Raw genomic sequence first — 24,132 nt, 5'->3', positions numbered from 1 at the left:
GGCGGCAGCCTCTTCCCGGTCATCTCATCAACAACGAACAGCAGCGTGAAACGCCAAACGATATAAATGATTTGTATCGTTTGAAGAATGCAGCGCTTCGTTACTTCATCAGCACCGAATAGGTCGGCACATTGTTGGCCCAGCCGGAAGCCAGCGGTGCCACAAACACGTTTTCGGTACGGGTGCGTGCGATCTTCCACACGCCATCGACCTTCTTGAACAGGTTGTTGAGCCGGCTGGAGCGCAGCAGCGACGAGCCATCGCCGAAGATCCACGGCTGGCAGTGCACCCACTGGCCATCGGCGTGCGTGCAGTCGGCATTGACGTGGATCTGTTCCGAGGTCAGGTAGTGCACGTTCAGGAGCAGTTCCGGATCCTTCTTCTGGCCCCAGAAGGCCTGGAAGTGCTTGCGGATCGCTTCCTTGCCGACAGCCTGGCCGAACTGGCCCTCGTAGTAGGAACCGACGCCTTCCCAGATGGCGTCTTCGGCATAGAGCTCGAGGATCTTCTCGATGCGTTCGGCGTCATCGGCCACCGGCTCGGGGCAGGGCGTGTCGCACAGGAACATGTAGCGTGCCTGGATGCGGCGGATGTCGGCCTCGGCTTCGAGGATGTCGAGGCGGCGTTTGAGTTGCTGGATTTCCTGGGTGAAGTCGGTCATGGTGCGTGGTCTCTCGTGATCTTGATCTTGTATGGATGGGAAAAGCCAACCCTGCATACAAGCGCAGGGTTGGCAGCGGCGATCAGTGCATCGCCGCCAGGAGGGGCTTGGGGCTTACAGGTAGCGCGCCAGCAGCTTGCGGGTGGCGATGCGCAGTACGCGGTCGAACAGGTAGCCCAGCAGGCCCAGCGCGATGATGCCCACGAACACCCACTCGGTCCGGCTGAAGTTGCGCGCCGTCCAGATCAGGGCACCGAGGCCTTCGCGGGCCGAGACGATTTCCGCCGAGACCACCGTCAGGAAGGAATTGCCCATCGCGATGCGGGCGCCGGTGACCATGAAGGGTACGGTCGAGGGCAGGATCACGGTGGTCAGGATCTTCCATTGTCCGGCACCCAGCGAGGCCGCGGCACGCAGGCGCAGCGGGTTCACCGCCTGCACGCCGGCGATGGTGTTGAGCGTGACGATGAAGACCGTGGTGTAGAAGATCAGCGCGATCTTCGACAGTTCGCCGGGGCCAAGCCAGATCACGGCCAGGGTGACGAAGGCGATCGGCGGGATGAAGCGGAAGAACTCGATGTAGGGATCGAGCAATTGCCGCACCAGGTCAAAGCGGCCCATGAAGATGCCCAGCGGCACGCCGATGGCTACGCCCGCACCCCAGCCGGCCAGGATGCGTCCCGAGGAGGCCAGCACCGACTGCTGCAGGGTGCCGTCACTGATCAGTTCCAGTGCGGCGGCCCAGGTCATCGAGACCGAGGGCAGGAACAGCGGCGAGGTGGTCATCGAGACCAGTTGCCACAACACCAGGCCGCCGACGATGGCGACCACCGAGATCAGGAACGGACGGGCTGCTTTCATGCGACGACCCAGGCTGGATGGCATGGCCGACTCTTGTGCCGTCGGGGAGGCTGTCTGTGTGAGCTGGGTCATTGTACGGATTCCTCTTCAATCAAACCTTGTGCGCGCAGCACGCGCGTGACTTCTGCACCGATGTCGTCGCGGATGCGGGCATACAGTGCCATGCAGGCCGGGTCGGCCGGATCGCGCGGATGCGGCAGGTCGACTTCTTCGATGGTCTTGATGTGGGCACGCGGACCTGCCGTCATGGTGACCACGCGGTCGGCCAGGAGGATGGCTTCCCAGATGTCGTGGGTGACGAAGACGATGGTACAGCCGGTGCTTTTCCAGATGCGGTCCAGCTCGCTTTGCAGCACCTCGCGGGTCTGCGCATCAAGGGCGCCGAAGGGCTCGTCCATCAGCACCACTGACGGTTCATTGACCAGCACCCGGGCAATCTGCGCACGCTGGCGCATGCCGCCGGAGAGCTCGGCCGGGAACTTGTCGATGGCGTGCTTCAGGCCGACCAGCGAGACATAGCGCTCGGCAGCGGAACGGCGTTCGGCCGCCGGGATGCCGCGCAGCTTGAGACCGTACTCGACGTTCTCGCGCACCGACAGCCACGGGAACAGCGCCTCGGACGACTGGAACACGACGCCGCGATCCAGCCCCGGTCCCTTGACGCGCTTGCCGGCCACGCTGATCTCGCCGGCCACATCCTGGAAGCCCGCAATCGCATTGAGCAGGGTGGACTTGCCGCACCCCGAGGGGCCCAGCAGGCAAATGAATTCTCCTGCGCGGATATCGAGGTCGATGCCTGCCATGATCTCGTTCTTGCCGATGGTCAGGCCGACGCGCTTGATGGAAACTGAAGATCCATGTCCCATGGCTTACCCCTTGTAGAAACCGCGTTGCAGGATCTTGCTCATGTCCACCGGCGCCTTGATGGCCTGTTTCGACAGCAGGAATTCACCGATGGCATTGGCGGTCTTGAGATCGGTGTCGGTGAAGTCGCGCACGATCGGTTCCATGTCCTTGAGCGAATTGAGCGTCTGCGGCACCGGGATGCGGGTGATGGCCTGCACCGATTGCGCCGCGCGCGGCGGATCCTTGCGGGTGATCTCGGAGGCTTCGGCCAGGGCCTTGAGGATGTTGCCGGCCACTTCCTTGTTGGCGGCCAGCCAGTTGGCATTGGCCGAGAGCCACAGGGTGCTGGTGTAGCCAACGTCGCCGGCGGTCATGAGGATGTGGCCGCCTTGCTGCACGCCCAGCGTGGGCCACGGTTCCCAGACGAAGTAGGCATCGATGTCGCCGCGGGCCAGCAGGGCCGGCAGTTCCGGCGGACCGGAGCGCACCATCTCGACCTTGGCGGCGTCGATGTTGAGGGTCTTGAGGGTCAGGCCGGTGACGTATTCCGAGACCGAGCCGGCGACGATGCCGAATTTCTTGATCTTGTCGGCCGAGGTGATGGCCTTGCGTGCCACCAGCTTGACGTAGGTTTTGGATTGATAGGTCACGGCCAGCGGACGCAGCTCGGCGCGCGAGAGGCGCACGATGTGCGTGGGTTCGCCGGCACAGCCCAGCTGCACCTGGTTGGCCACCAGCGCGTTGAGCGCTTCGCCGCCATCGGTATAGGACTGCACGGTGACGTTGGGGGCGCCATATTTGGCGAACAGTTTTTCGTTGGCGGCGACGTAGAAGGCCGTGAAGACGGGATCAGCGCCGACGCCGATGATGACGGGCGCGCCCTGGGCCAGGGCTGGCAGGGCAGGGGCAGCGCCTGCAGCGAGCATGGAGGCGGCGCCGAGCAGCAGCTTGCGGCGTTGTGGCGAAACGGTGGAGTGGGTCACGGGCTGGGTCCTCTTTGTAAAGTTGGTGAAACGCCAGTGGAGATGGCAGGCACGGCAGTAACAAAGGCAAAACACGGGGAGCGCTTGCGCCTGCAGCGCAGGCATGAGCGCAGGCAATTTTTCAGGAGGGGAGGCGCATCAGCGCTTGATTCCCAGCTTTGCAAAAAGCGCGCCAGCGCTTTCGTAATTCAACTCCGACAGCGCCGCGTGCTGCGTGACCACCATCGCATCGCGCACGATGCGCTGCAGGCGATGGGTGCGCTGGATGGCGGCCATGCCCGCGGCCTGGTAGGCGTCGTTGACGACTTCCATCGAGACCCGTGCGGCATAGGTGGCCGAGAGCTTGAGCATCATGTCGATCTCTTCGGTGACGGGATTGCCCGCCACGATCTGTTCCCAGGCCTGTTCGCAGGCGTCGTAGAAAAACATGCGGGCACTGCGCCACTTGGCTTCGGAGACGCCGAGCTTGATCTTGTAGTACGCGCGGTCGGCCAGGCGCAGCGCGCCCGGCATGATCTTGGCGCCGCCGGCCATGTCGGTGACGATGTCCAGCGCGGCGCGCGCCAGGCCGATGTTGACGGCAGCGTGCACTTCGGCCTGGTAGGCCAGGGCCGGATAGCGATACAGCGGCTCGTCGATGAGGCCGGCCGCGCCCCGGGCACAGGTCCATTCATGGGCCACGAACTTGTCCTTGAGACGGGTATCGTGGCTGCCGGTCCCTTGCATGCCGACCACGTTCCAGTTGTCGATGATCTCGATTTCAGAAGCCGGCATCACGGCCATGAGCGCGGGCTTGGGTGTGCCGTCGTCGGCACCGCTGCTGTCCTTGATGCCCACGCCGATCCAGTCTGCGCCCTTGCAGCCGCTGGCGAAGTGCCAGCGTCCGGTGATTTCCCATCCACCGGGGACGGCCTTGGCTTCCTGCAGCGGATAGAGGCCGCCGGCATAGACCTGGTCGGGGCCGCTTGCGTAGATCTTGCGCTGCGTTTCGATGGGCAGGGCGGCGAGATAGGTATTGGCCGAACCGAAGGCGGCCACCCAGCCGGCCGAGCCATCGGCCTTGGAGATGCGTTCGACCATGGCCAGGAAGGGCGCCGGGGCCAGGGCTTCGCCGCCGAACTTGCGTGGTGTGCCGCTGCGGAAGATGCCGGCCTTCTTCATGGTGGCCACGATGTCGCGCGGCACGTGGCCGAGCTGCTCGAACTCGTCGCGGCGTGCGGTCACTTCCGCAATGAGCGTATCCATTTCGGGAGAGTCCGCATGCGGTGGGGCAGCGGTGACGATTTTTTTCTGGACGGGATAAACATCGAGCGTGATCGAATTCATGGCACACCACTTTGGTTGAAAGGAGGTAGCTGAGTGTCGTCCTGGGTCAAATCAGGGTCAAATTCTATTTAGGAATTGGCCGAATGAATATTAGTAATAATGATTAGGCTGCTCCGGGATGGCACGCAGGCTTGTGCATGGTGCACCCGCATGATGCGCGAAACCCGCATGGGGAGGGCGTTTGGCGCGATCCTGCACCAAACGCGAGAGGGTGGATGCCCTGCTTGGAGAAGTATTTGCAGTATTGATGCGGCTAATCGGTGGTGCGGATTTGCCTGCAGTGGAAGGGACTGACTACCATGGGGGCCGAGATTGAAAGGAAACACTGTTCAGTTTCGTCACAGGCTCCTTCTGGCCTTCATTTCGGGCGGACTTCTTCGGGAGTCCGCCACTTTTCTTTTGCTTTTTCTTTTCTTCTTTCCCTGCAGTCCTTGCGGTGAGGGGATGTCTTCTTTTTTTCTATTGCGTGTTGATTCAATGTGCCCGTGCGGCGTAACGCCTAACGCCAATGCGCATCGGCACAGCCGTGCTGCGCGATGGTCTGCAATTGATCTTGTATGGATTCGCATGGAAGAATGTCAGTGGGCATTCCCCATACATGAATGATTGCATCGCAGCTCGCCGCGAATGAGCCATTCATGTCGAATCATTGGATAAAAAAATCGGCCGCATGAAAGCGGCCGATCTTGAATCACGAGAAGGCGGGACAGGAGATCAGTAACGATACCCCAGCGTCAGCAAGATGGTCCGGTCATCCCCCAAGGCCACTGCACGCGCCAGACCGCCCGCGTAGTAGTGCGTATTGAAGATGTTCTTGACGTTGAGCGCAGCGCGCCAGCGTTCGGCGTTGTAGGCCACGCCGGTATCGGCCAGCACGTAGCCGGGCAGGGTATAGCCGTTGGTGCGCATCATGCTCTGGCCGTGCACGCCGCCGTTCCACTCCCATCCGGCCAGCTGGCCCTTGAAGCGATAGCGGGCGCTGGTGGTGAAGTTGTGGCGCGGGACGTTGTCCAGCCACTGGCCCACGGTGGTGCTGCGCTGGCCGCCGTCATCGGTCACGATGGCCGCCGTATAGGAGTAGCCCGCGTTGAGGCTCAGGCCATTGCGCAAGTCGGAGGTCACGCTGATCTCGCCGCCCTGCGAACGCTGTTCACCCACGGCAATGTTGAAGCCGGTGTTGTTGGGATCGCTCACCAGCACGTTGCGGCGGCGCAGGTCGAACACGGCTACGTTGAGACTGGTGCGGCCTTCGTCGAGGTCGAACTTCACGCCGGCTTCCCATTGCTTGCCGGTCTCGGGCTTGAAGGTGCCGCCGCTCACATCGGTGCCGCTGTTCGGATAGAACGAGGTCGCGTAACTGATGTAGGGACGTACACCACGCAGCAACTCATACATCAATGCAGCCGAGCCGGTCGTGGCGCTGGCCGGAGTGTCGGTATGCGCGCCGGTGCGCAGGTTGGTCGAGTAGGTCGAGACGTTGTCGTAGCGCAGGCCGGTCAGCAATTGCCAGCGTTCGCCGAAACGGATGTTGTCGCGTGCATACAAGCCGGTATCGCGGATGCTGGTTGAGGTATAGGTATTGGGTGTGGTCGGGCAATTCAGGCGTGCGCCATACACCGAGTTGTAGACGTTGAGCGCCGCCACCGTGCAGGTGTAGGAGAGCGTGTCTTCGCGCGAATTGAGATAGTCCGTGCCCAGCGTGATCTCGTGCTTGCCGAAGCCGGTGTTGAAGCTGCGCTGGACATTGGTGTCGATGCTGAAGGTCTGGCCTTCATAGGTCTGGTCGGTACCGGTGCGCGTGAGGCTGCGGCCGGTGCTCGACAGGACGTTGTTGGCTACCAGTTGCCCGCTCATCTCGAACTGCTGGTAACGCACGTTGTTGTTGAGCGTCCAGCCGTCATCGAAGCGGTGCGTCAGCGCATAGCCGACGCGGGTTTCATTGGCGGCATACGGACGCGCGCCCGGCTCGCCGATGAACAGGCTGCGCGGCAGCGCGCCGTTGACGTTGCTGTTGATCGAGCCCGACAGCGGCAGACCTTGCTGGCGCACGTAGCTGCGTTCCTGGTAGCTGGTCAGGATGGTGAAGTCGGTACGCGCACCCAGGTCCAGCGACAGCGAGGGCGCGATGTAGCGGTTCTTGAACCACACGTTGTCGGTGGCGTCGTTCGAATTGGAAATGAGACCGTTGATGCGGAAAGCCTGCTTGCCGTTTTCCGACAGCGATTTGTTCATGTCCACGGTGGTCTGGTAGAAGTCGTGGCTGCCCACGGTGACGTCGACGTTGGCGAAGTCATTGCCTTGCGGACGCTTGCTGACCATGTTGACCAGCCCGCCCGGCAGCACCAGGCCATACAGCAGCGAGCCCGGTCCCTTGAGCACTTCCACCTGCTGCAGGCCGAACAGCTGCTCGGCCACGCGCGAGCTGGCGGTGGTGCGCAGGCCATCCAGATACAGCGAATCGGAAGCGACCTGGCCACGGATGATCAGGTCATCCCAGCCGCGCCGGCCATATTGCTGCGCCACCACGCCGGGCACGTTCTCCAGCGCATCGGCCAGAGAGACGGCCTGCTGGCTGTCCAGCATGGAGCGCGTGACCACCGACACCGATTGCGGGGTTTGCGACAGCGGCGTACTGGATTTGTTGACCTGGCTTTGGGTGGCCTTGAACCTGGTGTCGTTGACGCCATCGGCGACCACATCGACGGTGGGCAATTGGGTTGATGCCGCACTGTTGTCCGTGCTGGCAGTCTGCGCCAGGACGGAAGAAGCGGGCAATACGGAAAAAGCGAGCAGGACGGCGAGAGCGCCGGGGGAGAGCGAGGGCATGAATCAGATAATAATGAGAATAATTACTATTCATGATATCGCATTCTTGTGCTTGGCAACAAATATTTACTGATCGTTTGCATCTTGGCGCCTGGTGCGCGTACAGGGTGTTTGGCGCGTTGCATCAATCAGGAGCCGGGCTTCAGACCTTGAACGGCGGGAATGAAGCAATCGCCGGAAAGGCCCCGTCCCATGCGCTGATCCATTCATATTGCCCTGCGAGAACGTGAGCGCGCCGTTCATGGCATCTGCTCAAATTTTTCATCTGAAATAAGTTTGACCCGCCTGGATCCCGCTGCTATCTTGGAACCGGTTCCAAAAGATTCATATAAATGAGCAGCCCGGAGCCTTCAGACAAATCAACCGACGCAGTTCAACGATTTGGCGGGCAATAGTGAGACAACACACCAAGACCGGCACCGACCGGGTCACCATTGCGCAGGTTGCGCGGGAGGCCGGGGTGTCCAAGACCAGCGTATCGCGTTACCTGGGCGGCGAATTCGACGCGCTCTCGGCACCGCTGCGCGACCAGATCAGCAAGACCATCGAGCGCCTGGGCTATCAGCCCAGCCAGATGGCGCGCGGGCTCAAGGGTGGGCGCACACGCCTCATCGGCATGCTGGTGGCGGACATTCTCAATCCCTATTCGGTGGCCGTGCTGCATGGTGCGGAAGCGGCCTGCCAGAAGCATGGCTACACGCTCATGCTGTGCAACACCGGCAATGACGAGGCGCGCGAGAAGCAGTCGCTGGCCGCCCTGCATTCCTACAGCGTGGAAGGCCTGCTGTTCAACACCCAGGGCCGCAACGTGACGCCGCTGCGCGAGCTGGGGCAGGCGGCCTTTCCGGTGGTGCTGCTGGACCGGCACGTGGAAGGCTGCGACTTCGACCTGGTCGGCCTCGACAACGTCAAGGCCGCGCAACTGGCCACGCATCACCTGCTGGCGCAGGGTTATACGGATATTGCACTGGTGGTGCAGCCGCTGTTCGGCGTGAGTTCGCGGCAGGGGCGGCAGGCGGGATTTTTGCAGGCGATGGCGCAACGTCCCGATTGCCATGGCGAGACGCTGGAAGTGGATGTGGACCAGCCCGGCCATGTGGCCACGGTCGTGCGCGAATATTTTCTACGCCGGGCGGCCGCCGGCAGCTCGGGGCGAGTGGCCCTGCTGGCCGGCAACGGCATGGTCTCGCTGCAGATCGCGCTGGCCTTGCAGAGCATGTCGCTGCGCTTTCCGGATGACGTGGGCCTGCTGTGTTTCGATGAACTGGCATGGTCACCGCTGGTGGGCAGCGGCATCAGCACCATCGAACAACCGACCTATGACATCGGCTTTACGGCCATCGAACGCTTGCTGGTCCGCATCCACGGCGAGCGCTCGGTGCGCATGGAAATGCTGCTCGATCCCCGCCTCATCTGCCGCGGTTCGACCGCCAGTGTGGACGGCCATCCGCAGCGCGCGCTGGCGAGCAGCATCGTGAGCAAGATCCGGCCCGCGCCGATGGCGCCAGCGAGCGGCAGTTAGGCCCATCGCTGGAACCGATACCAAGGTGCAGGCCTTTGATCGTGGCACTGCGCACTACTGGTAAGACCTTGTAACAGGACTGCAGAGCTGTTCAGTAAAGATGGCGCCCGTATTTCAGCAGCACGCAACCGTATTACGGCCTTCCGGCCGCATCACAGACCTGCAAGCGGGAAGCACAAGCAGGCAGCAACAAAGAGGGGCAAGCGAGTCCCTGCGGCCGCGCACCAGCGGGCAGCGGGATTCGGTGCCTGTCGCACTCAACGGACTGCCGTCCACACGGCATTGATTGATCAGGAGACCAGGATGAGCATCAAGAACATTTTCAACGCAAAATTCGTCGCACTGACGCTGGCCGCTGCCTGCGCAGTGGCAACCGCCGCCAGCGCCAGCGCGCAGAGCATCGCCGAGCTGACCAAGAAGGGCAAGATCACCATCGGTGTGGTCAGCGGCACACCGCCCTTCGGTTCGGTCGATGCCAAGGGCGTGCCCATCGGCTATGACGTCGATGTGGCCAACCTGATCGGCAAGTATCTCGGCCTGCCGGTGGAGATCGTGCCGCTGGTGCCGCCGGCCCGTATCCCGGCGCTGGAATCGGGCAAGGTCGACATGCTGGCCGCCACCCTGGCTCCCACGCCTGAACGTGCGAAGTCGGTGCTGTTCACGATTCCCTACAGCGGTTTCGAGCTGTCCATCGTCGGTCCGGTGGGCAGCAACTTCAAGAAGCTCGATGACCTGGTCAAGAAGAAAGTGGGCGTCTCGCGCGGCTCCACCAACGACACCGCACTGACCCGCCTGGCGCCTCCGGGCACGGTGCTGGTGCGTTTCGAGGATGACTCTACGGTGACCCAGGCGCTGCTGTCGAACCAGGTCGATGCCATCTCGATTCCGAACACCATGGCCAATGAAATCGTCAAGAGCCGTGGCCAGGGCAAGATCGAAGTCAAGTTCCCGTACTCGGTGCAACCCAATTCGATGACCGTGCGCAAGGGCTCGTATGAGCTGCAGCAGTGGCTCAACAACTTCATCTACTACGTCAAGCTCAACGGCGAACTCGATGCCATCTCGCGCAAGTGGGCCGGCCCGCTGCCCAACCTGCCGGTGTTCTGATTCCGTCCTGCGGAATCTGTCTTGCAGAAGCGGCTGCGCAGCCATGAACTGCGCAGCCTGAGAAGAACAGATCACGCGCCGTTCAGGGGATGAGCGGACGGCGCGGGTTTGTCGGAGGAGCACACGATGCATTACGATTTTCAGTTCGCGTTCATCTTCCAGCACCTGGATCAGTTGCTGGTCGGCGCACTGCTCACCATACGGTTGAGCGCGCTGTCGATGATCTGCGGTTTGGCCGTCGGCATTTTCGGCGCCATCATTTCCATTCATGGCAGCGCACCGGCGCGGCTGGCAGTTACCTCCTACGTGGAGCTGATCCGCAGTACGCCTTTCCTGGTGCAGCTGTTCATCATCTTTTTCGGCCTGCCTTCCATCGGCGTACAGGTCAATGCCAACATCGCCGCGCTGGTGGCCATGACGGTCAACCTCGGGGCCTACTCCACCGAGATCGTGCGGGCCGGCATGATGGCCATCCACCCCTCGCAAATCGAGGCGGCGCAGGCGCTGGCCATGACGCGCGGGCAGGTGATCCGGCATGTGGTGCTCACACCCGCGCTGGAAAAAGTCTATCCGGCACTGGCCAGCCAGTTCACGCTGATGATGCTGGCCTCCAGCATCGTCTCGGCCATCTCGGCTGAGGAGCTGACGGCCACGGCCAACCTGCTCGATGCCGAGACCTTCCGCAGCTTCGAGATCTACCTGGTGGTGATGGTGCTCTACATCCTGCTGGCATTGCTGTTCCGCCTGGCCTTCTGGCTGATCGGACTGGTGGTCTTCAAACGCCGTCGCCGCCTGGGCGTGGCTCGTCCGAGGAGGATGTGATGCTCGCTGAATTTTCCTTCGATAATTTCATGTTCCTGCTGGAGGCGGCGCGCTGGACGCTGCTGCTCTCGGCGCTGGCCTTCATCGGCGGCGGCATCGCCGGCTTCATCGTGGCCCTGATGCGTACCTCGCATCTGGCCCCGCTGCGACTGCTCTCGGCGGTGTATATACAGATCATCCAGGGCACGCCGGTGCTGATCATCCTGTTCCTGTCGTTCTACGGACTGGCGATCTTCGGCTACAAGCTCCCGCCCATGGTGGCCGCCACCATCGCCATGACGATCTATTCCAGCGCCTATCTGGGCGAGATCTGGCGCGGCTGCATCGAGGCCGTACCGGTGCCGCAGTGGGAAGCGTCAACTGCCCTGGCCATGACGCGCTGGCAGCAGCTGCGCTACGTGATCCTGCCGCAGGCGGTGCGTATTTCGCTGCCGCCGACCGTGGGCTTCCTGGTGCAGATCGTCAAGAATACCTCGATCGCCTCCATCATCGGCCTGGTGGAACTGGCGCAGGCCGGCAAGCTGGTCAGCAATGCGACCTTCCAGCCTTTCCTGGTCTTCCCCATCGTGGCCGGTATCTACTTCGTTTTCTGTTATCCGCTGTCTCGTTTCGCTTTTGCCCTGGAGAGGAAATACCATGCCCATCGTTGAGATTGACAACATCACCAAGCGCTTCGGCAGCAACCAGGTGTTGAACGGCATTTCGCTGTCGGTCGAGCGCGGCCAGGTGGTGGCCATCATCGGCCGTTCGGGCTCCGGCAAGAGCACCATGCTCCGTTGCATCAACGGGCTGGAGACCATCGACGGTGGCAGCATCACCGTGGCCGGCCACAAGCTGACCAACAAGCATGAACACCTGATCGAATTGCGCAAGGATGTGGGCATGGTGTTCCAGCATTACAATCTCTTTCCGCATCTGACCGTGGAGGAGAACATCATGCTGTCACCCCGCATCGTCAAGAAGACCGCCACCGACACTGCCCGCGAGACCGCCATCAAGGTCTTGAAGCAGGTCGGCCTGGACCACAAGCGCGACGCCTATCCCGAGCAGCTCTCCGGCGGCCAGCAGCAACGCGTGGCCATCGCCCGCTCGCTGGCCATGGAGCCGCAGGTGATGCTGTTCGATGAAGTGACCTCGGCACTGGACCCGGAACTGACCGCCGAAGTGCTGAAGGTCATGGAAGAGCTGGCACGCGGCGGCATGACCATGCTGCTGGTGACGCACGAGATGGAGTTCGCGCGCCGGGTGGCGGACCTCACCGTCTTCATGCACCAGGGCAAGGTGTGGGAAGCGCGGCCTTCGGAGGAATTCTTCGCCGATCCGCAGACCCCGGAAGCCAGGCAGTTCATCGGTGCCGGGGCCCTCAAGTGAGTCCGGTCCTGGTCGCCGCCTCGGCCTATGGGGCGGACCTGGTGCGGCGGGTCGGCCATGCCGACCTGGTCCCGATGGTGGCGGCGGCCGGGGCGGCTGGCCTTGAAATACGGCGTGAGCTCTTCGATGGCCCGCAGGACCTGCCGGCCTTGCGCGCCTTGCTGGAGCAGCACAAGCTGTTCTCGGTGTATTCCGCCCCGTTGGAATTGTTCCGTGCCGACGGGCGATTTGATCGTGAGCAGATCGGGCAGGCGATGAACGAGGCCGAGGAGATCGGTGCACGTTTCCTGAAGGTATCACTCGGCCATTTTTCTGCAGGAAGTGATCTGCAATCGCTGCTGCGCTTCCTCTCGCATTCCCCCATCGAAGTGCTGCTGGAAAATGACCAGACCCCGCAGGGCGGACGGCTGGAGCCCATCGTCAGCTTCCTGGCGCTGTGCACCGGCAATGGCTATGCCTTCGGCATGACCTTCGACATGGGCAACTGGCACTGGCAGGGCGTCGATCCCGAGACCGCCGCGCGCTCGCTGGCACCGCATGTGCGCTACGTGCACTGCAAGGGCGTGCAGGAAGACAAGGGCAAGCTCAAGGCCGTGCCGCTGCAGGCGCAGGATACGCACTGGCCGGCCATGCTGGCGCATTTCCCCACGGGCATCCTGCGGGCCATCGAATTCCCGCTGGTGGGCACGGATCTGGAAGAAACGACGCGCCGCCACGTGGCGATGCTGGCGGCCGTCTGAGGACAAGCACAATGACGATGCAACTGGATGTGGTGACCTGGGGCGAAGCCCTGGCCTTGCTGGTGGCCGATGAAGTCGGCCCGTTTGAAGAAGTGGAAAAATACACGCGCCGCCTGGCCGGTGCCGAGACCAATGTGGCCATCGGCCTGGCGCGCCTGGGTTTGAAGGTGGGCTGGGCCAGCCGGGTGGGTAATGATGCCTTCGGCCGCTTCATTCGCAAGCGCGTGGCGCAGGAAGGCGTGGAGGTCAGCCGCGTGCTGACCGACATGGAATTCCGCACGGCCATCCAGCTGAAGGCCAAGGCGGTGGATGGAGCAGACCCCGCCATCGAGTATTACCGCAAGGGCTCGGCGGCCAGCCATCTGTCGCTGGAGGATTTCGATCCGGCGTATTTCGGCGCGGCGCGGCACCTGCACGCCACCGGCATCGCGCCGGCCTTGTCGCCCACGACAATGGCCTTTGCCCATCACGCCATGGAGTTCATGCGGGCGCAGGGCAAGACGATTTCCTTCGATCCCAACCTGCGGCCGATGCTGTGGCCCTCGCGCGAAGTCATGGCGCAGCAGTTGAATGCGCTGGCCTTCAAGGCGGACTGGGTGCTGCCGGGATTGTCGGAAGGGACGCTTCTGACCGGATATGAAGATCCGCACGCCATTGCCGGCTTCTACCTGGAGCGCGGTGTGAAGATGGTGGTCATCAAGCTGGGCGCCGAAGGCGCTTACTGGCGCAACCGTGAAGGCGAGGGCAGGGTGGCTGGCGTGCCGGTGAAGGAAGTGGTCGATACCGTGGGCGCCGGGGATGGCTTCGCAGTAGGTGTCATCAGCGGCATGCTGGAAGGCTTGCCGGTACCCGAGGCCGTCATGCGCGGCAACCGCATCGGGGCGTTCGCCATCCAGGTGGTGGGCGACATGGAAGGCTTGCCCACCCGGGCCGAGCTGGAGGCGGCCTCGGCCTGATTCGACGCTCACAGGAACCGCCATGAAGCCGCACGTAGTCGTCTACAAAAAATTGCCCGAACATCTGCTGCAGCGCCTGCAGGCGGAATGCAACGTGACGCTCTTTGACCGCATTACGCAAGACAACCGTGCGGATTTCCTCGCGGCACTGAAGACTGCCCACGGCATGATCGGTGCCAGCTTGCCCATCACCAACGACATGCTGGAGGGCGCGCCGCAACTCAGGATCGCCTCCACCATCTCGGTGGGCGTGGACAATTTCGACCTGGATTATTTTCGCCGGCGCGGGCTGATGCTGGCGCATACGCCTGGCGTGCTCACCGAAGCCACTGCCGATACCATCTTTGCCCTGATCCTCTCCACTGCGCGCCGCGTGGTGGAGCTGGCCGAATACGTCAAGGCCGGTCGCTGGAAGGGCAGCATCGGCGAGGCCCAGTTCGGCGTGAACGTGCACGGCAAGACGCTGGGCCTGATCGGCATGGGCCGCATCGGCTCTGCGGTGGCGCGGCGGGCGCATCATGGTTTCGGCATGCCGATCCTGTATCACAACCGCCGCCCCGATCCCGAGGCCGAGCGCGAACTCGATGCGCGCTATGTCAGCCAGGACGAATTGCTGGCCCAGGCGGACTTCGTCTGCGTCATGCTGCCCCTGAACGCCGATACCGAACGCCTGATCGGCGCACGCGAATTCGCGCTCATGAAGCGCAGCGCCATCTTCATCAATGCCTCGCGCGGGCGCATCGTCGATGAGGCGGCGCTGATTGCGGCCCTGCAGGACAAGACCATTTACGGGGCCGGCCTGGATGTGTTCGAAGTCGAGCCGCTGCCCGCCGAATCGCCCCTGCTGCAACTCCCCAACGTGGTGGCCTTGCCCCATATCGGTTCGGCCACCCATGAAACCCGGCTGGCCATGGCCGAGCTGGCCGTCTCCAACCTGCTGGCCGGCCTGCGCGGCGAACCGGTCCCCCATCTGGCGGTCTGAACAGCGCGGTGTTGCCTGCGGGCAGGCCGCGCTTCAATTCCGCTGCATGAAGTTTTTTTCAGCTTCTCTTCATTTCCTCTTCCGCTCACGTGAATCTTTGGTGTATGCTGCGAACATTAAAAAGAACGATCGTGCTAAAAACCGGTAGGCACCCCGTTTTGCTTTTATAATCCTGCGGAAGTTTACGTTTACGTCAATTCCTTTTTGCAAGGGCCATGCGATGAAAGTATTAGTACCAGTCAAGCGCGTCGTGGATTACAACGTCAAGGTGCGCGTCAAGAGCGACGGCAGCGGCGTCGATATCGCCAACGTCAAGATGTCGATGAACCCGTTTGACGAAATCGCGGTGGAAGAAGCCGTGCGCCTGAAAGAAGGCGGCAAGGTCACCGAAGTGATCGCCGTCTCCGCCGGCGTGACCCAGTGCCAGGAAACCCTGCGCACCGCCATGGCCATTGGTGCCGATCGCGGAATCCTGGCCGAAGTGGCGGCCGATGTCGAACTGCAACCGCTGGCCGTGGCCAAGATCCTCAAGGCCCTGGCCGAGAAGGAACAGCCGCAGCTGATCATCCTGGGCAAGCAGGCCATCGACGATGACTGCAACCAGACCGGCCAGATGCTGGCAGCGCTCTTGGGCTGGCCGCAAGCCACCTTCGCTTCCAAGGTCGTGCTGGAAGAGGGCAAGGTCACCGTGACCCGTGAAGTGGACGGCGGCCTGGAAACCCTGGCCCTGACCCTGCCGGCCATCATCACCACCGACCTGCGCCTGAACGAGCCGCGTTACGTCACGCTGCCCAACATCATGAAGGCCAAGAAGAAGCAGCTCGATACCGTCAAGCCCGACGAGCTGGGCGTGGACGTGGCCCCGCGCGTGAAGACCCTGAAGGTCACCGAGCCTGCCAAGCGCAGCGCCGGCGTGAAGGTGCCGGATGTCGCGACCCTGGTCGCCAAACTGAAAAATGAAGCCAAGGTGATCTGATCATGACCGCACTCGTTATTGCTGAACACGACAACGCCAGCCTCAAGGGCAGCACTCTCAACACCATCACCGCGGCAGCGCAAGCCGGTGGCGATGTCCACGTCCTGGTCGCAGGTGCCAATGCCAAGGCCGCCGCTGACGCTGCCGCCCAAGTGGCAGGCGTCGTCAAGGTGCTGCTGGCCGATGCCCCGCAATTCGCCGACGGCCTGGCCGAGAACGTGGCCGAGCAAGTCCTGGCCATCGCCAAGGATTACAGCCACATCCTGGCCCCCGCCACCGCCTACGGCAAGAACATCCTGCCGCGCGTGGCTGCGAAGCTGGACGTGGGCCAGATATCCGACATCACCAAGGTGGAGTCGGCTGATACCTTCGAACGTCCGATCTACGCCGGCAACGCCATTGCGACCGTGCAGTCGATCGACCCGATCAAGGTCATCACCGTGCGCACCACCGGTTTCGATCCGGCCGCGCAGGGTGGTTCGGCGGCCGTGGAAAGCATCCCGGCCGTGGCCGATTCGGGCAAGTCCAGCTTCGTGGGCCGTGAAGTGGCCAAGTCGGATCGTCCGGAACTGACCGCTGCCAAGATCATCGTCTCCGGTGGCCGTGGCATGGGTTCGGCGGAAAGCTTCAAGATCCTGGAACCGCTGGCCGACAAGCTCAACGCCGCCATGGGCGCCTCCCGCGCTGCGGTCGACGCAGGCTATGTGCCCAACGACTGGCAGGTCGGCCAGACCGGCAAGATCGTCGCGCCCCAGCTTTATATCGCTGTCGGTATCTCCGGCGCGATCCAGCACCTGGCTGGCATGAAGGACTCCAAGGTCATCGTCGCCATCAACAAGGACGAGGAAGCGCCGATCTTCTCGGTGGCCGATTACGGCCTGGTGGGTGACCTCTTCGAGGTCGTCCCCGAGCTGGTCAAGCAGCTTGGCTGATCTGTCCTGAACCGTAGTATTCGCCCCGGCTCCGGCCGGGGTGTTTTCGTGCAAGCAAGGAACGCCGGCAGAGCGTTCCGCATTGGAGGTTGGAGATGAGTTACACCGCGCCCGTGAAGGATATGTTGTTCGTCATGAACGAACTGGCCGGTCTGGCAGCCGTGAATGCGCTGCCGGGCTGCGAGGATGCCACGCCGGAAACGGCCGAGGCCATTCTCGAAGAAAACGCCCGTTTCTGCAGTGAAGTGATCGCCCCGCTGAACCATTCTGCCGACAAGGCCCCCAGCAGCTGGGCCGACGGCAAGGTCACCACCAGCCCCGGATTCAAGGAAGCCTTCCGCCAGTTTGGTGAAGCCGGCTGGCAAGGCGTGCAGCATCCCGTGGAGTTCGGCGGACAAGGCCTGCCCAAGCTGCTGGCCACGCCCTGCATCGAGATGCTGAACTCGGCCAATCTCTCCTTCGCGCTGTGTCCGCTGTTGACCGATGGCACCATCGAAGCGCTGATGACGGCCGGCACCCAGCAGCAGAAGGAAACCTTCATCGCCAACTTCATCTCCGGCAAGTGGACCGGCACCATGAACCTGACCGAGCCGCAGGCCGGCTCCGACCTGGCACTGGTGCGTACCCGCGCCGTGCCGGAGGGGGACGGGACCTACAAGCTCTTCGGGACCAAGATCTTCATCACCTATGGCGAGCACGACATGGCCGAGAACATCGTCCATCTGGTGCTGGCCCGCACGCCCAATGCGCCCGAAGGCGTGAAGGGCATCTCGCTGTTCATCGTGCCCAAGTTCCTGGTCAATGCCGACGGGTCGCTGGGTGCGCGCAATGACGTGCACTGCGTTTCCATCGAACACAAGCTGGGCATCAAGGCCAGCCCGACCGCCGTGCTGCAGTTCGGTGACCATGGCGGCGCCATCGGCACCCTGGTCGGCGAAGAGAATCGCGGCCTGGAATACATGTTCATCATGATGAATGCGGCGCGCTTTGCCGTGGGCATCCAGGGGCTGTCGGTGTCGGAACGTGCCTATCAGAAGGCAGTGTCCTATGCGCGCGACCGCATCCAGTCGCGCGACCTGGCCGGCTCGCCCGGTCCGGTGGCCATCATCCACCAGCCCGATGTGCGCCGCATGCTGATGTCCATGCGCGCCCAGATCGAGGCGGCGCGGGCCTTGTCCTATGTGGCCGCGGCCACGTCGGATGCGGCGCACTTCAGCGATGACGAAGCCACCCGCAAATCCAACCAGGCCTTCTACGAATACCTGGTGCCCATCGTCAAGGGCTGGATCACCGAGATGTCCATCGATGTGACCTCCACCGGCGTGCAGGTACATGGCGGCATGGGCTTCATCGAGGAAACCGGCGCGGCCCAGCATTACCGCGATGCGCGCATCCTGCCGATCTACGAAGGCACGACCGCCATCCAGGCCAATGACCTGGTGGGCCGCAAGACCGTGCGTGACGGCGGCGCTGTTGCCAAGGGCATCATCGCCCAGGTGCGCCAGACCGTGGCCGAACTGCAGGGCGATGCGCAACTGCAGCCCATCGCGGCGCGCCTGGCCGAAGCCGCCGATGCGCTGGAACAGGTGGTCGGGTATGTGGTGGCCAACGTCAAGAGCGATATCAAGGCGGTCTTCGCGGGCAGCGTCCCGTATCTGAAGATGGCCGGCGTGGTGCTGGGTGGCTGGCAGATGGCGCGTGCAGCGGCCATCGCGGCGGGCAAGCTGAAATCCGGCGAGGGCGACGGCAAGTTCTACGAAGCCAAGCTGGCGACCGCGCGTTTCTATGCCGAGCAGATCCTGCCGCAGGCGCTGGCCTATCGCACGGCCATCGTCGATGGCGGTGCAGCGGTGATGGCGCTGGCCGAAGAGCAGTTCTGATCCCGGCTTCAAACAAAAGCCCGGAACATCGTAGACGATGTTCCGGGCTTGTTCATTGGGATCGTGAGGGCAGGGCAGCAGATCAGCCGAAGGCCCCGCCAGTGAAGAGCAGGTCGAAGCTGCGCGCCAGCAGGGCGATCACGCCCATGGCACCCAATCCCACGGTCAGGACCAGGATCAGTGCCAGGATCCAGTGCGATTCAGAACGCTTGCCGCTGCCGGCGTTGTAGCGCGCATCCCACTTGTCGTCCGGCGTGAGGCCGAGCACCAGCGCTTCCAGGCAGGCAATCAGCGCCGACAGCACGAAGGGCAGTCCGGTGAAGAGCTTGGGCGCGTCCGGCCGTGCTGCCATCAAGGCCAGCGACAGCGGAATGGCCAGGATATGCAGCCAGCCGAAGCGGTCACGGCCGCCGTGGAGATAGAAACGGTGCAGGCCGATGCTGCCGAAAGCGGTGGCCAGGAAAGTCGTCAGGGTCTTGTTCTTGTGGCGGGGTGCGGAAGGCAAGGGCATGCTGCGCGTCTCTTTATTCTGTTGTAAGCCGCCAGAGATGACGCTGGCGGCCGTGTTGTGGTCAGGTCTGGCAGCAGTATAGCCGAGCCCCTGGCGCAGGGTGATTTCCGTCAGGACAAGCTGCGATGCGGCAGTCCTGGCTGGAGGTGGGGCAAAAGTGATGCCAAAAGACGTCACTTTTGCCGTGTTTTGGGGAGTTTGCCGGGCGTTGTGCGTTGGTCTATGGCACAAAAGCGCCAAGCAACTTGCCCGGGTGTGCGGAAGTCCGTTATAATCTGCGGCTTTTCCGTGTCCGTATTCTTACTGGAACCATTATGGTCGTTATTCGTTTAGCTCGTGGCGGCGCCAAGAAGCGCCCCTTCTACAACATCGTTGCAACCGACTCGCGCAATCGTCGCGATGGCCGTTTCATCGAGCGCATCGGCTTCTACAACCCGGTCGCTTCCGGCAAGGAAGAAACCGTGCGTATCGCTGCTGACCGTCTGGCTCACTGGCAAGGCGTTGGCGCACAACTGTCGCCGACCGTTGCTCGCCTGGTCGCTGAAGCCGGTTCCAAGGCTGCTGCTTAATACAGGTTTTCCTGTCTGATTCCGCGCCGGTTCTGCTGGCGCATGGATGAAGAACAGGTCTGGTGTACTCATGACTCATCCAGCCCAAGCGGGGTTCTCCGCACCCGACGATCTCGTGACCGTCGGCCATGTGACCGGAGCCTACGGAATCCAGGGCTGGATTCGCGTGCGTCCTTATTCTTCCGAGGCAGATGCCTTGTTGAATGCCAAGACCTGGTGGCTGGAGAAATCCGGCCAGCCCAAGCAGGATGTCGATGTCATGCAGTCCAAGGGGCACAGCGGCGATGTCGTTGCGCGCCTGACCGGGGTAGCGGACCGCAATGCGGCCGAAGCGATGAAGGGAACGGTGGTCTCCATCTCCCGCAAGCACTTCCCGGCGCTGGATGACAATGAATTCTACTGGGTCGATCTGATCGGCTCGGCAGTGGAAAATCTCCAGGGTGAAGCCTTGGGCGTGGTGTCCGACATGATGGACAACGGCGCCCATCCCATTCTGGTGGTGAAGGCCCCGGTGCAGGAAACTGCGCCCGAGCCGCAACCGCAACCCGCTGCCGACGCAAAGCCGAAGAAGGGTGCCAAGGAGAAATCCGCGGCGGCGCCCGAACTGCTGATTCCGTTTGTCGACCAGTTCGTCAAGACGGTGCAGCAGAGCGAAAAAAAGATCATCGTCGACTGGGACAAGGATTACTGACCTTCAAGGTCAGTTTTTTCTTTTCCGGCTCGCTGATGTGAGCAGATTCAACAGATTCAAACGAGTCAAAAGAACCCAGGAAATGGAGGCGTGATGCAGTTTGATGTCGTCACTCTGTTTCCCGAGATGTTCGCCGCGCTGACGCAGTCCGGCATTACCCGCCGTGCGCTGGAGCAGCAGCGTTGGGGCTTGCAGTTGTGGAATCCGCGTGAATTCACCACTGACAATCACCGCACCGTGGATGACCGGCCCTATGGCGGTGGCCCCGGCATGGTGATGCTGGCCAAGCCGCTGCAGGCTGCCATCGAGGCGGCGCAGCAGCGGCAGCAGGCGCTGGGCCTGGCCCGGCCGCGTGTGATCTATCTTTCACCGCAAGGCGCACCGCTGACGCATGAGCGCGTGGTGCGGCTGTCGCAGGACAGCGGGGCGGTGCTGCTGTGCGGACGCTATGAAGCAATTGACCAGCGTCTGCTCGACAAGTGCGTGGACGAGGAAATCAGCATCGGGGACTTCGTCCTCTCCGGCGGTGAATTGCCGGCGATGGCGCTGATGGATGCAGTGATCCGGCTCTTGCCGGGTGCGCTCAACGACAGCGCCTCGGCAGTGGAAGATAGTTTCGTCAACGGATTGCTGGACTCGCCCCATTACACGCGTCCGGAAGTCTATGAAGGTGAACCGGTGCCGTCCATCCTCTTGGGTGGGCACCATGCCGAGATCCAGAAATGGCGCCGGCAGCGGGCACTGGAAGCCACGCAGAGCAAGCGTCCCGACCTCATTGTCAGGGCCCGCGAGCAGGGCTTGCTGAGCAAGGCCGATGAAAAATTTCTGGGCAGTTTGCCGCAGCAGTAAGCCTGCACGCGAGCAGATCGCCCGAGTGAAGTTTTAGCAGCAAATGCAGTACCGCAGGCCCGGCAACGGACCTGCACCGTGCGGTGGCCGATGTCACCGTGTTTGAAACCCCATCCTCTACCGGGCTTTACAATCCGCCCTCCTGGCAATGGCGCCGGCAAGATGGTTACAGGAGCAAAAAATGGATCTGATCCAGCAACTCGAGCAAGAAGAGATCGCGCGTCTCGCCAAGAACATTCCCGACTTCGCCCCCGGCGACACCGTGATTGTCAACGTGAACGTGGTTGAAGGTACCCGCAAGCGCGCTCAGGCTTACGAAGGCGTCGTTATCGCCCGCCGTAACCGTGGTCTGAACTCCAACTTCATCGTCCGCAAGATTTCTTCGGGCGAAGGCGTTGAGCGTACCTTCCAGCTGTACTCGCCGCTGATCGCCTCGATTGAAGTCAAGCGTCGTGGTGACGTGCGTCGTGCCAAGCTGTACTACCTGCGCGAACGTTCGGGCAAGTCGGCACGTATCAAGGAAAAGCTGCCCAGCCGTGCGGCAAAGGCTGCTGCTGCCGAGTAATCGGTCGCCTGTTGATGCGTCAGGAAAAGGGGTGTCTCGCGACGCCCCTTTTTCGTTTCTGACACCCGATTGAAGTCCTGACAACCTCACGATCAAGCGAGCACAACGTGGCCAGTTTCGATCCCGTCAATCTGCCTGTAGATGCCGTCGCCGGCGAAACTGCGCTGGAGGCCGCGCGCCTGAATGCCGACTGGCTGCGCCAACGCTTCGCCGACCCGCCGCGCTGGGAGCCCGAGCACAGCGGCGACCAGATGGCGCGCCTGGCCGAGTCCAAAGGACGCTTCCGGCTCGCTTCGGTGCTGATCCCGATCGTGCTGAGGGAGGAGGGGATGACGGTACTCTTCACTCAACGTACGGCTGACCTGAAGGATCACGCAGGACAGATCAGTTTCCCCGGTGGCCGCCGCGAAGACTATGACGGCTCGGCCATCGAGACCGCTCTGCGTGAGACCGAAGAGGAAATCGGCTTGGCGCGCCAGCACATCGAAGTCATCGGCTCGCTGCCCGATTACTTCACCGGCACCGGTTATCGGGTCACGCCCGTGGCCGGACTGATACAGCCGCCTTTCGAGGCCGTGGGCGACCCGCGCGAAGTGGCCGAGATCTTCGAAGTGCCACTGGCTTTCCTCATGGATGGATTGAACCATCAGCGCCGCTCGGTCGAGCTGCCGGCACCGGTAGGCCGGCGCAGTTTCTACACCATGCCCTATGACCGTTACTTCATCTGGGGCGCGACTGCGGGCATGCTGCGCAACCTGTACCACTTCCTGCGCAGCTAGTGGCAGCATTTGTCGCCTCGCAGATACGCAATGTCGCTTTTAATGTTCAAATAAGTAAAATCCGTGACATCACGCTCTTGATTGTAATCAACGAATCAATTGTTTGATTCCCCTCTTGCACTGCGCTATCGTACGGGCTACAGAGACACCTAAGGCAGCTTGATGACATTTCTTTCCATTCTCTTTGCGCTGTTAATCGAACAACTCAAACCACTGCGCGCAGACAATCCGGTATACGCGTCGATCAAGTCTTTCGCGGCCACCATTGAAGGCTGGTTCAACGCCGGGCACGCTCATCATGGCCGCCTGGGCTGGGTGGTGATGGTGGGGGCGCTGACGGTGCCGGTGGCGCTGATCTATTGGCTGCTGCTGCATGTGAGCCTGGTGGCGGCCTTTGCCTGGAACGTGCTGGTGGTCTACATGACCCTGGGCTTCCGCCATTACAGCCATTACTTCACCTCCATCCAGCTGGCCCTGAACACGGGCGACGAAATGACCGCCCGCACCCTGCTGGCCGAATGGACCAAGCAGGACACCACGGCGATGGATGTGAGCGAAATTTCACGCATCGCCTCCGAGCGCGCACTCATCACCACGCATCGTCACGTTTTTGGCGTGTTCTTCTGGTTCCTGATGCCGGTCGGCCCGGCGCTGGCGGTGATGTACCGTGTGGCTGAATACCTCTCGCGCGCCTGGAACGAGCCGGATCACATGAAATATGAAGCTTTCGGCCGCTTTGCCGCCCAGGCCTTCTACTGGATCGACTGGATTCCGGCGCGCCTGACGGCCGCTGCCTTCGCCGTGGTCGGGAACTTCGAGGATGCCATCTATGCCTGGCGCAACTTCGCCAGCCGCTGGGACGACGAAGCCGCCGGCATCATCCTGGCCGCCGGTGGCGGGGCCATGGGCGTGCGTTTCGGTACCGAGAAGGAAGCGGCCGCCGGCATCATCCTGCCGGCCGATGCTGCCACGGTCGATTCCATGCCGGAAGAAACCGACGGCCTGCCCGGCGATACCCCCTCGCCGCGCACCCTGCAGAGCACCGTGGGCCTGGTCTGGCGCGCCTTGCTGCTGTGGATGTTCCTGTTGCTGCTGCTGTCAGTGGCAGTGTGGATGGGCTAGGCGACACTGGTCATTCAAGAAGCGGGCTCAGGCCCGCTTTGTTTTTGGGAACGCGATTGCCGCCAACCCGGTATACTTCCGACTTCACTTCAGAAGGCCGCCACGTGCAGGAATGCATGGTTTGTCCGCAGGGCATGAGCGGCACGCAGTAGCCGGGGGAGACCGGTAGAAGCCAAGTCTTCTATAAGATATAATACTCAGTACCGCAGGCACCCAGGCAGTGGATCGCCGAGGCACCGCGGACTCCAGGGCTCC

24 protein-coding genes are annotated in these 24,132 nt (G+C 62.4%); 17 read left to right on the top strand and 7 right to left on the bottom strand.

The window, feature by feature from the left end; all coding sequences use genetic code 11:
• Positions 1-100: 100 nt before the first annotated feature.
• The 6 genes from MKD49_RS16740 to MKD49_RS16715 all read right to left on the bottom strand — a co-directional run bounded on the left by MKD49_RS16740 (position 101) and on the right by MKD49_RS16715 (position 7,503).
• A complete protein-coding gene (locus tag MKD49_RS16740; protein WP_134134823.1) occupies positions 101-661 on the bottom strand; it encodes a nuclear transport factor 2 family protein in 561 nt (186 codons plus the stop codon).
• A 114-nt stretch (positions 662-775) separates the two neighbouring features.
• Positions 776-1,594 (bottom strand): ABC transporter permease, encoded by an 819-nt coding sequence (locus MKD49_RS16735; RefSeq protein ID WP_034331325.1) that lies wholly within the window; start codon positions 1,592-1,594, stop codon positions 776-778.
• Positions 1,591-2,388 (bottom strand): ABC transporter ATP-binding protein, encoded by a 798-nt coding sequence (locus MKD49_RS16730; RefSeq protein ID WP_088756766.1) that lies wholly within the window; start codon positions 2,386-2,388, stop codon positions 1,591-1,593. Before MKD49_RS16730 ends, MKD49_RS16735 begins: the two co-directional genes overlap by 4 nt.
• Before the next feature lie 3 nt (positions 2,389-2,391).
• Entirely contained in the window at positions 2,392-3,351 is a 960-nt protein-coding gene (locus tag MKD49_RS16725) for an ABC transporter substrate-binding protein (protein WP_121038542.1), read from the bottom strand.
• A gap of 138 nt (positions 3,352-3,489) precedes the next feature.
• The gene (locus MKD49_RS16720; RefSeq protein ID WP_252696863.1) at positions 3,490-4,677 is read right to left on the bottom strand and encodes an acyl-CoA dehydrogenase family protein; all 1,188 of its coding nucleotides are present in this window, start codon (positions 4,675-4,677) and stop codon (positions 3,490-3,492) included.
• A gap of 714 nt (positions 4,678-5,391) precedes the next feature.
• Complete coding sequence (locus MKD49_RS16715; RefSeq protein ID WP_252696862.1) at positions 5,392-7,503, bottom strand: TonB-dependent siderophore receptor; 2,112 nt, start codon at positions 7,501-7,503, stop codon at positions 5,392-5,394.
• Positions 7,504-7,897: 394 nt separating this feature from the next.
• Between MKD49_RS16715 and MKD49_RS16710 the strand changes: the two genes are divergently transcribed.
• From MKD49_RS16710 to MKD49_RS16660, 11 genes are all read left to right on the top strand, one after another.
• Entirely contained in the window at positions 7,898-9,025 is a 1,128-nt protein-coding gene (locus tag MKD49_RS16710; RefSeq protein ID WP_252696861.1) for a substrate-binding domain-containing protein, read from the top strand.
• Between the two features lie 303 nt (positions 9,026-9,328).
• Positions 9,329-10,132, top strand: coding sequence for a transporter substrate-binding domain-containing protein (locus MKD49_RS16705; RefSeq protein WP_121038551.1), 804 nt, complete (start codon positions 9,329-9,331; stop codon positions 10,130-10,132).
• A gap of 126 nt (positions 10,133-10,258) precedes the next feature.
• On the top strand, positions 10,259-10,954 hold the full coding sequence (locus tag MKD49_RS16700; protein ID WP_121038554.1) for an amino acid ABC transporter permease: 696 nt from the start codon (positions 10,259-10,261) through the stop codon (positions 10,952-10,954).
• Complete coding sequence (locus tag MKD49_RS16695) at positions 10,954-11,604, top strand: amino acid ABC transporter permease (protein ID WP_121038556.1); 651 nt, start codon at positions 10,954-10,956, stop codon at positions 11,602-11,604. The genes MKD49_RS16700 and MKD49_RS16695 overlap by 1 nt, the downstream gene beginning before the upstream one ends.
• The gene (locus MKD49_RS16690; protein ID WP_088756750.1) at positions 11,591-12,325 is read left to right on the top strand and encodes an amino acid ABC transporter ATP-binding protein; all 735 of its coding nucleotides are present in this window, start codon (positions 11,591-11,593) and stop codon (positions 12,323-12,325) included. Before MKD49_RS16695 ends, MKD49_RS16690 begins: the two co-directional genes overlap by 14 nt.
• A complete protein-coding gene (locus MKD49_RS16685) occupies positions 12,322-13,065 on the top strand; it encodes a sugar phosphate isomerase/epimerase (RefSeq protein WP_252696860.1) in 744 nt (247 codons plus the stop codon). Before MKD49_RS16690 ends, MKD49_RS16685 begins: the two co-directional genes overlap by 4 nt.
• 11 nt (positions 13,066-13,076) lie before the next feature.
• Positions 13,077-14,021 carry a sugar kinase gene (locus MKD49_RS16680; protein WP_305882130.1) on the top strand — a complete coding sequence of 315 codons (945 nt, stop codon included), beginning with the start codon at positions 13,077-13,079 and terminating at the stop codon, positions 14,019-14,021.
• Positions 14,022-14,043: 22 nt separating this feature from the next.
• Positions 14,044-15,003, top strand: coding sequence for a D-glycerate dehydrogenase (locus MKD49_RS16675; protein ID WP_204725179.1), 960 nt, complete (start codon positions 14,044-14,046; stop codon positions 15,001-15,003).
• A gap of 220 nt (positions 15,004-15,223) precedes the next feature.
• Entirely contained in the window at positions 15,224-15,979 is a 756-nt protein-coding gene (locus MKD49_RS16670) for an electron transfer flavoprotein subunit beta/FixA family protein (RefSeq protein ID WP_034332360.1), read from the top strand.
• Positions 15,980-15,981: 2 nt separating this feature from the next.
• A complete protein-coding gene (locus tag MKD49_RS16665; protein ID WP_121038569.1) occupies positions 15,982-16,911 on the top strand; it encodes an electron transfer flavoprotein subunit alpha/FixB family protein in 930 nt (309 codons plus the stop codon).
• Between the two features lie 95 nt (positions 16,912-17,006).
• The gene (locus tag MKD49_RS16660) at positions 17,007-18,791 is read left to right on the top strand and encodes an acyl-CoA dehydrogenase (RefSeq protein ID WP_121038572.1); all 1,785 of its coding nucleotides are present in this window, start codon (positions 17,007-17,009) and stop codon (positions 18,789-18,791) included.
• 82 nt (positions 18,792-18,873) lie between these two features.
• Here MKD49_RS16660 and MKD49_RS16655 read toward each other — a convergent pair whose 3' ends face one another.
• Positions 18,874-19,302 (bottom strand): NINE protein, encoded by a 429-nt coding sequence (locus tag MKD49_RS16655; RefSeq protein WP_134134839.1) that lies wholly within the window; start codon positions 19,300-19,302, stop codon positions 18,874-18,876.
• Between the two features lie 314 nt (positions 19,303-19,616).
• Between MKD49_RS16655 and rpsP the strand changes: the two genes are divergently transcribed.
• The 6 genes from rpsP (at position 19,617) to MKD49_RS16625 (ending at position 23,877) form a co-directional block, all read left to right on the top strand.
• Positions 19,617-19,871, top strand: a complete 255-nt coding sequence (gene rpsP, locus MKD49_RS16650) for a 30S ribosomal protein S16 (RefSeq protein WP_008327198.1) — start codon at positions 19,617-19,619, stop codon at positions 19,869-19,871.
• A gap of 70 nt (positions 19,872-19,941) precedes the next feature.
• On the top strand, positions 19,942-20,562 hold the full coding sequence (gene rimM, locus MKD49_RS16645; protein WP_134134842.1) for a ribosome maturation factor RimM: 621 nt from the start codon (positions 19,942-19,944) through the stop codon (positions 20,560-20,562).
• Between the two features lie 93 nt (positions 20,563-20,655).
• Entirely contained in the window at positions 20,656-21,411 is a 756-nt protein-coding gene (trmD, locus tag MKD49_RS16640; RefSeq protein WP_121038584.1) for a tRNA (guanosine(37)-N1)-methyltransferase TrmD, read from the top strand.
• Between the two features lie 181 nt (positions 21,412-21,592).
• Positions 21,593-21,976, top strand: a complete 384-nt coding sequence (gene rplS, locus MKD49_RS16635) for a 50S ribosomal protein L19 (RefSeq protein WP_008327243.1) — start codon at positions 21,593-21,595, stop codon at positions 21,974-21,976.
• Positions 21,977-22,083: 107 nt separating this feature from the next.
• Positions 22,084-22,755, top strand: coding sequence for a CoA pyrophosphatase (locus tag MKD49_RS16630; RefSeq protein ID WP_121038587.1), 672 nt, complete (start codon positions 22,084-22,086; stop codon positions 22,753-22,755).
• Positions 22,756-22,917: 162 nt separating this feature from the next.
• Positions 22,918-23,877: a CobD/CbiB family protein gene (locus tag MKD49_RS16625; protein WP_121038589.1), complete on the top strand. Its 960-nt coding sequence runs from the start codon at positions 22,918-22,920 to the stop codon at positions 23,875-23,877.
• Positions 23,878-24,132: the final 255 nt, after the last annotated feature.

It is taken from the genome of Herbaspirillum sp. WGmk3 (assembly GCF_023952535.1).
Classification (GTDB): Bacteria; Pseudomonadota; Gammaproteobacteria; order Burkholderiales; family Burkholderiaceae_D; genus Herbaspirillum; species Herbaspirillum huttiense.
This window is presented reverse-complemented; position numbering and strand designations above follow the sequence as displayed.

Bases quoted from the DNA above. Each gene is read 5' to 3' on its own strand.
- MKD49_RS16625 (WP_121038589.1), top strand. From the start codon at position 22,918: ATGACATTTCTTTCCATTCTCTTTGCGCTGTTAATCGAACAACTCAAA.
- trmD (WP_121038584.1), top strand. From the start codon at position 20,656: ATGCAGTTTGATGTCGTCACTCTGTTTCCCGAGATGTTCGCCGCGCTG.
- MKD49_RS16665 (WP_121038569.1), top strand. From the start codon at position 15,982: ATGACCGCACTCGTTATTGCTGAACACGACAACGCCAGCCTCAAGGGC.
- MKD49_RS16670 (WP_034332360.1), top strand. From the start codon at position 15,224: ATGAAAGTATTAGTACCAGTCAAGCGCGTCGTGGATTACAACGTCAAG.
- MKD49_RS16730 (WP_088756766.1), bottom strand. From the start codon at position 2,388: ATGGGACATGGATCTTCAGTTTCCATCAAGCGCGTCGGCCTGACCATC.
- MKD49_RS16675 (WP_204725179.1), top strand. From the start codon at position 14,044: ATGAAGCCGCACGTAGTCGTCTACAAAAAATTGCCCGAACATCTGCTG.
- MKD49_RS16735 (WP_034331325.1), bottom strand. From the start codon at position 1,594: ATGACCCAGCTCACACAGACAGCCTCCCCGACGGCACAAGAGTCGGCC.
- MKD49_RS16680 (WP_305882130.1), top strand. From the start codon at position 13,077: ATGACGATGCAACTGGATGTGGTGACCTGGGGCGAAGCCCTGGCCTTG.
- MKD49_RS16715 (WP_252696862.1), bottom strand. From the start codon at position 7,503: ATGCCCTCGCTCTCCCCCGGCGCTCTCGCCGTCCTGCTCGCTTTTTCC.
- MKD49_RS16660 (WP_121038572.1), top strand. From the start codon at position 17,007: ATGAGTTACACCGCGCCCGTGAAGGATATGTTGTTCGTCATGAACGAA.
- rpsP (WP_008327198.1), top strand. From the start codon at position 19,617: ATGGTCGTTATTCGTTTAGCTCGTGGCGGCGCCAAGAAGCGCCCCTTC.
- MKD49_RS16720 (WP_252696863.1), bottom strand. From the start codon at position 4,677: ATGAATTCGATCACGCTCGATGTTTATCCCGTCCAGAAAAAAATCGTC.
- MKD49_RS16700 (WP_121038554.1), top strand. From the start codon at position 10,259: ATGCATTACGATTTTCAGTTCGCGTTCATCTTCCAGCACCTGGATCAG.
- MKD49_RS16690 (WP_088756750.1), top strand. From the start codon at position 11,591: ATGCCCATCGTTGAGATTGACAACATCACCAAGCGCTTCGGCAGCAAC.
- MKD49_RS16705 (WP_121038551.1), top strand. From the start codon at position 9,329: ATGAGCATCAAGAACATTTTCAACGCAAAATTCGTCGCACTGACGCTG.
- MKD49_RS16695 (WP_121038556.1), top strand. From the start codon at position 10,954: ATGCTCGCTGAATTTTCCTTCGATAATTTCATGTTCCTGCTGGAGGCG.
- rplS (WP_008327243.1), top strand. From the start codon at position 21,593: ATGGATCTGATCCAGCAACTCGAGCAAGAAGAGATCGCGCGTCTCGCC.
- MKD49_RS16740 (WP_134134823.1), bottom strand. From the start codon at position 661: ATGACCGACTTCACCCAGGAAATCCAGCAACTCAAACGCCGCCTCGAC.
- rimM (WP_134134842.1), top strand. From the start codon at position 19,942: ATGACTCATCCAGCCCAAGCGGGGTTCTCCGCACCCGACGATCTCGTG.
- MKD49_RS16655 (WP_134134839.1), bottom strand. From the start codon at position 19,302: ATGCCCTTGCCTTCCGCACCCCGCCACAAGAACAAGACCCTGACGACT.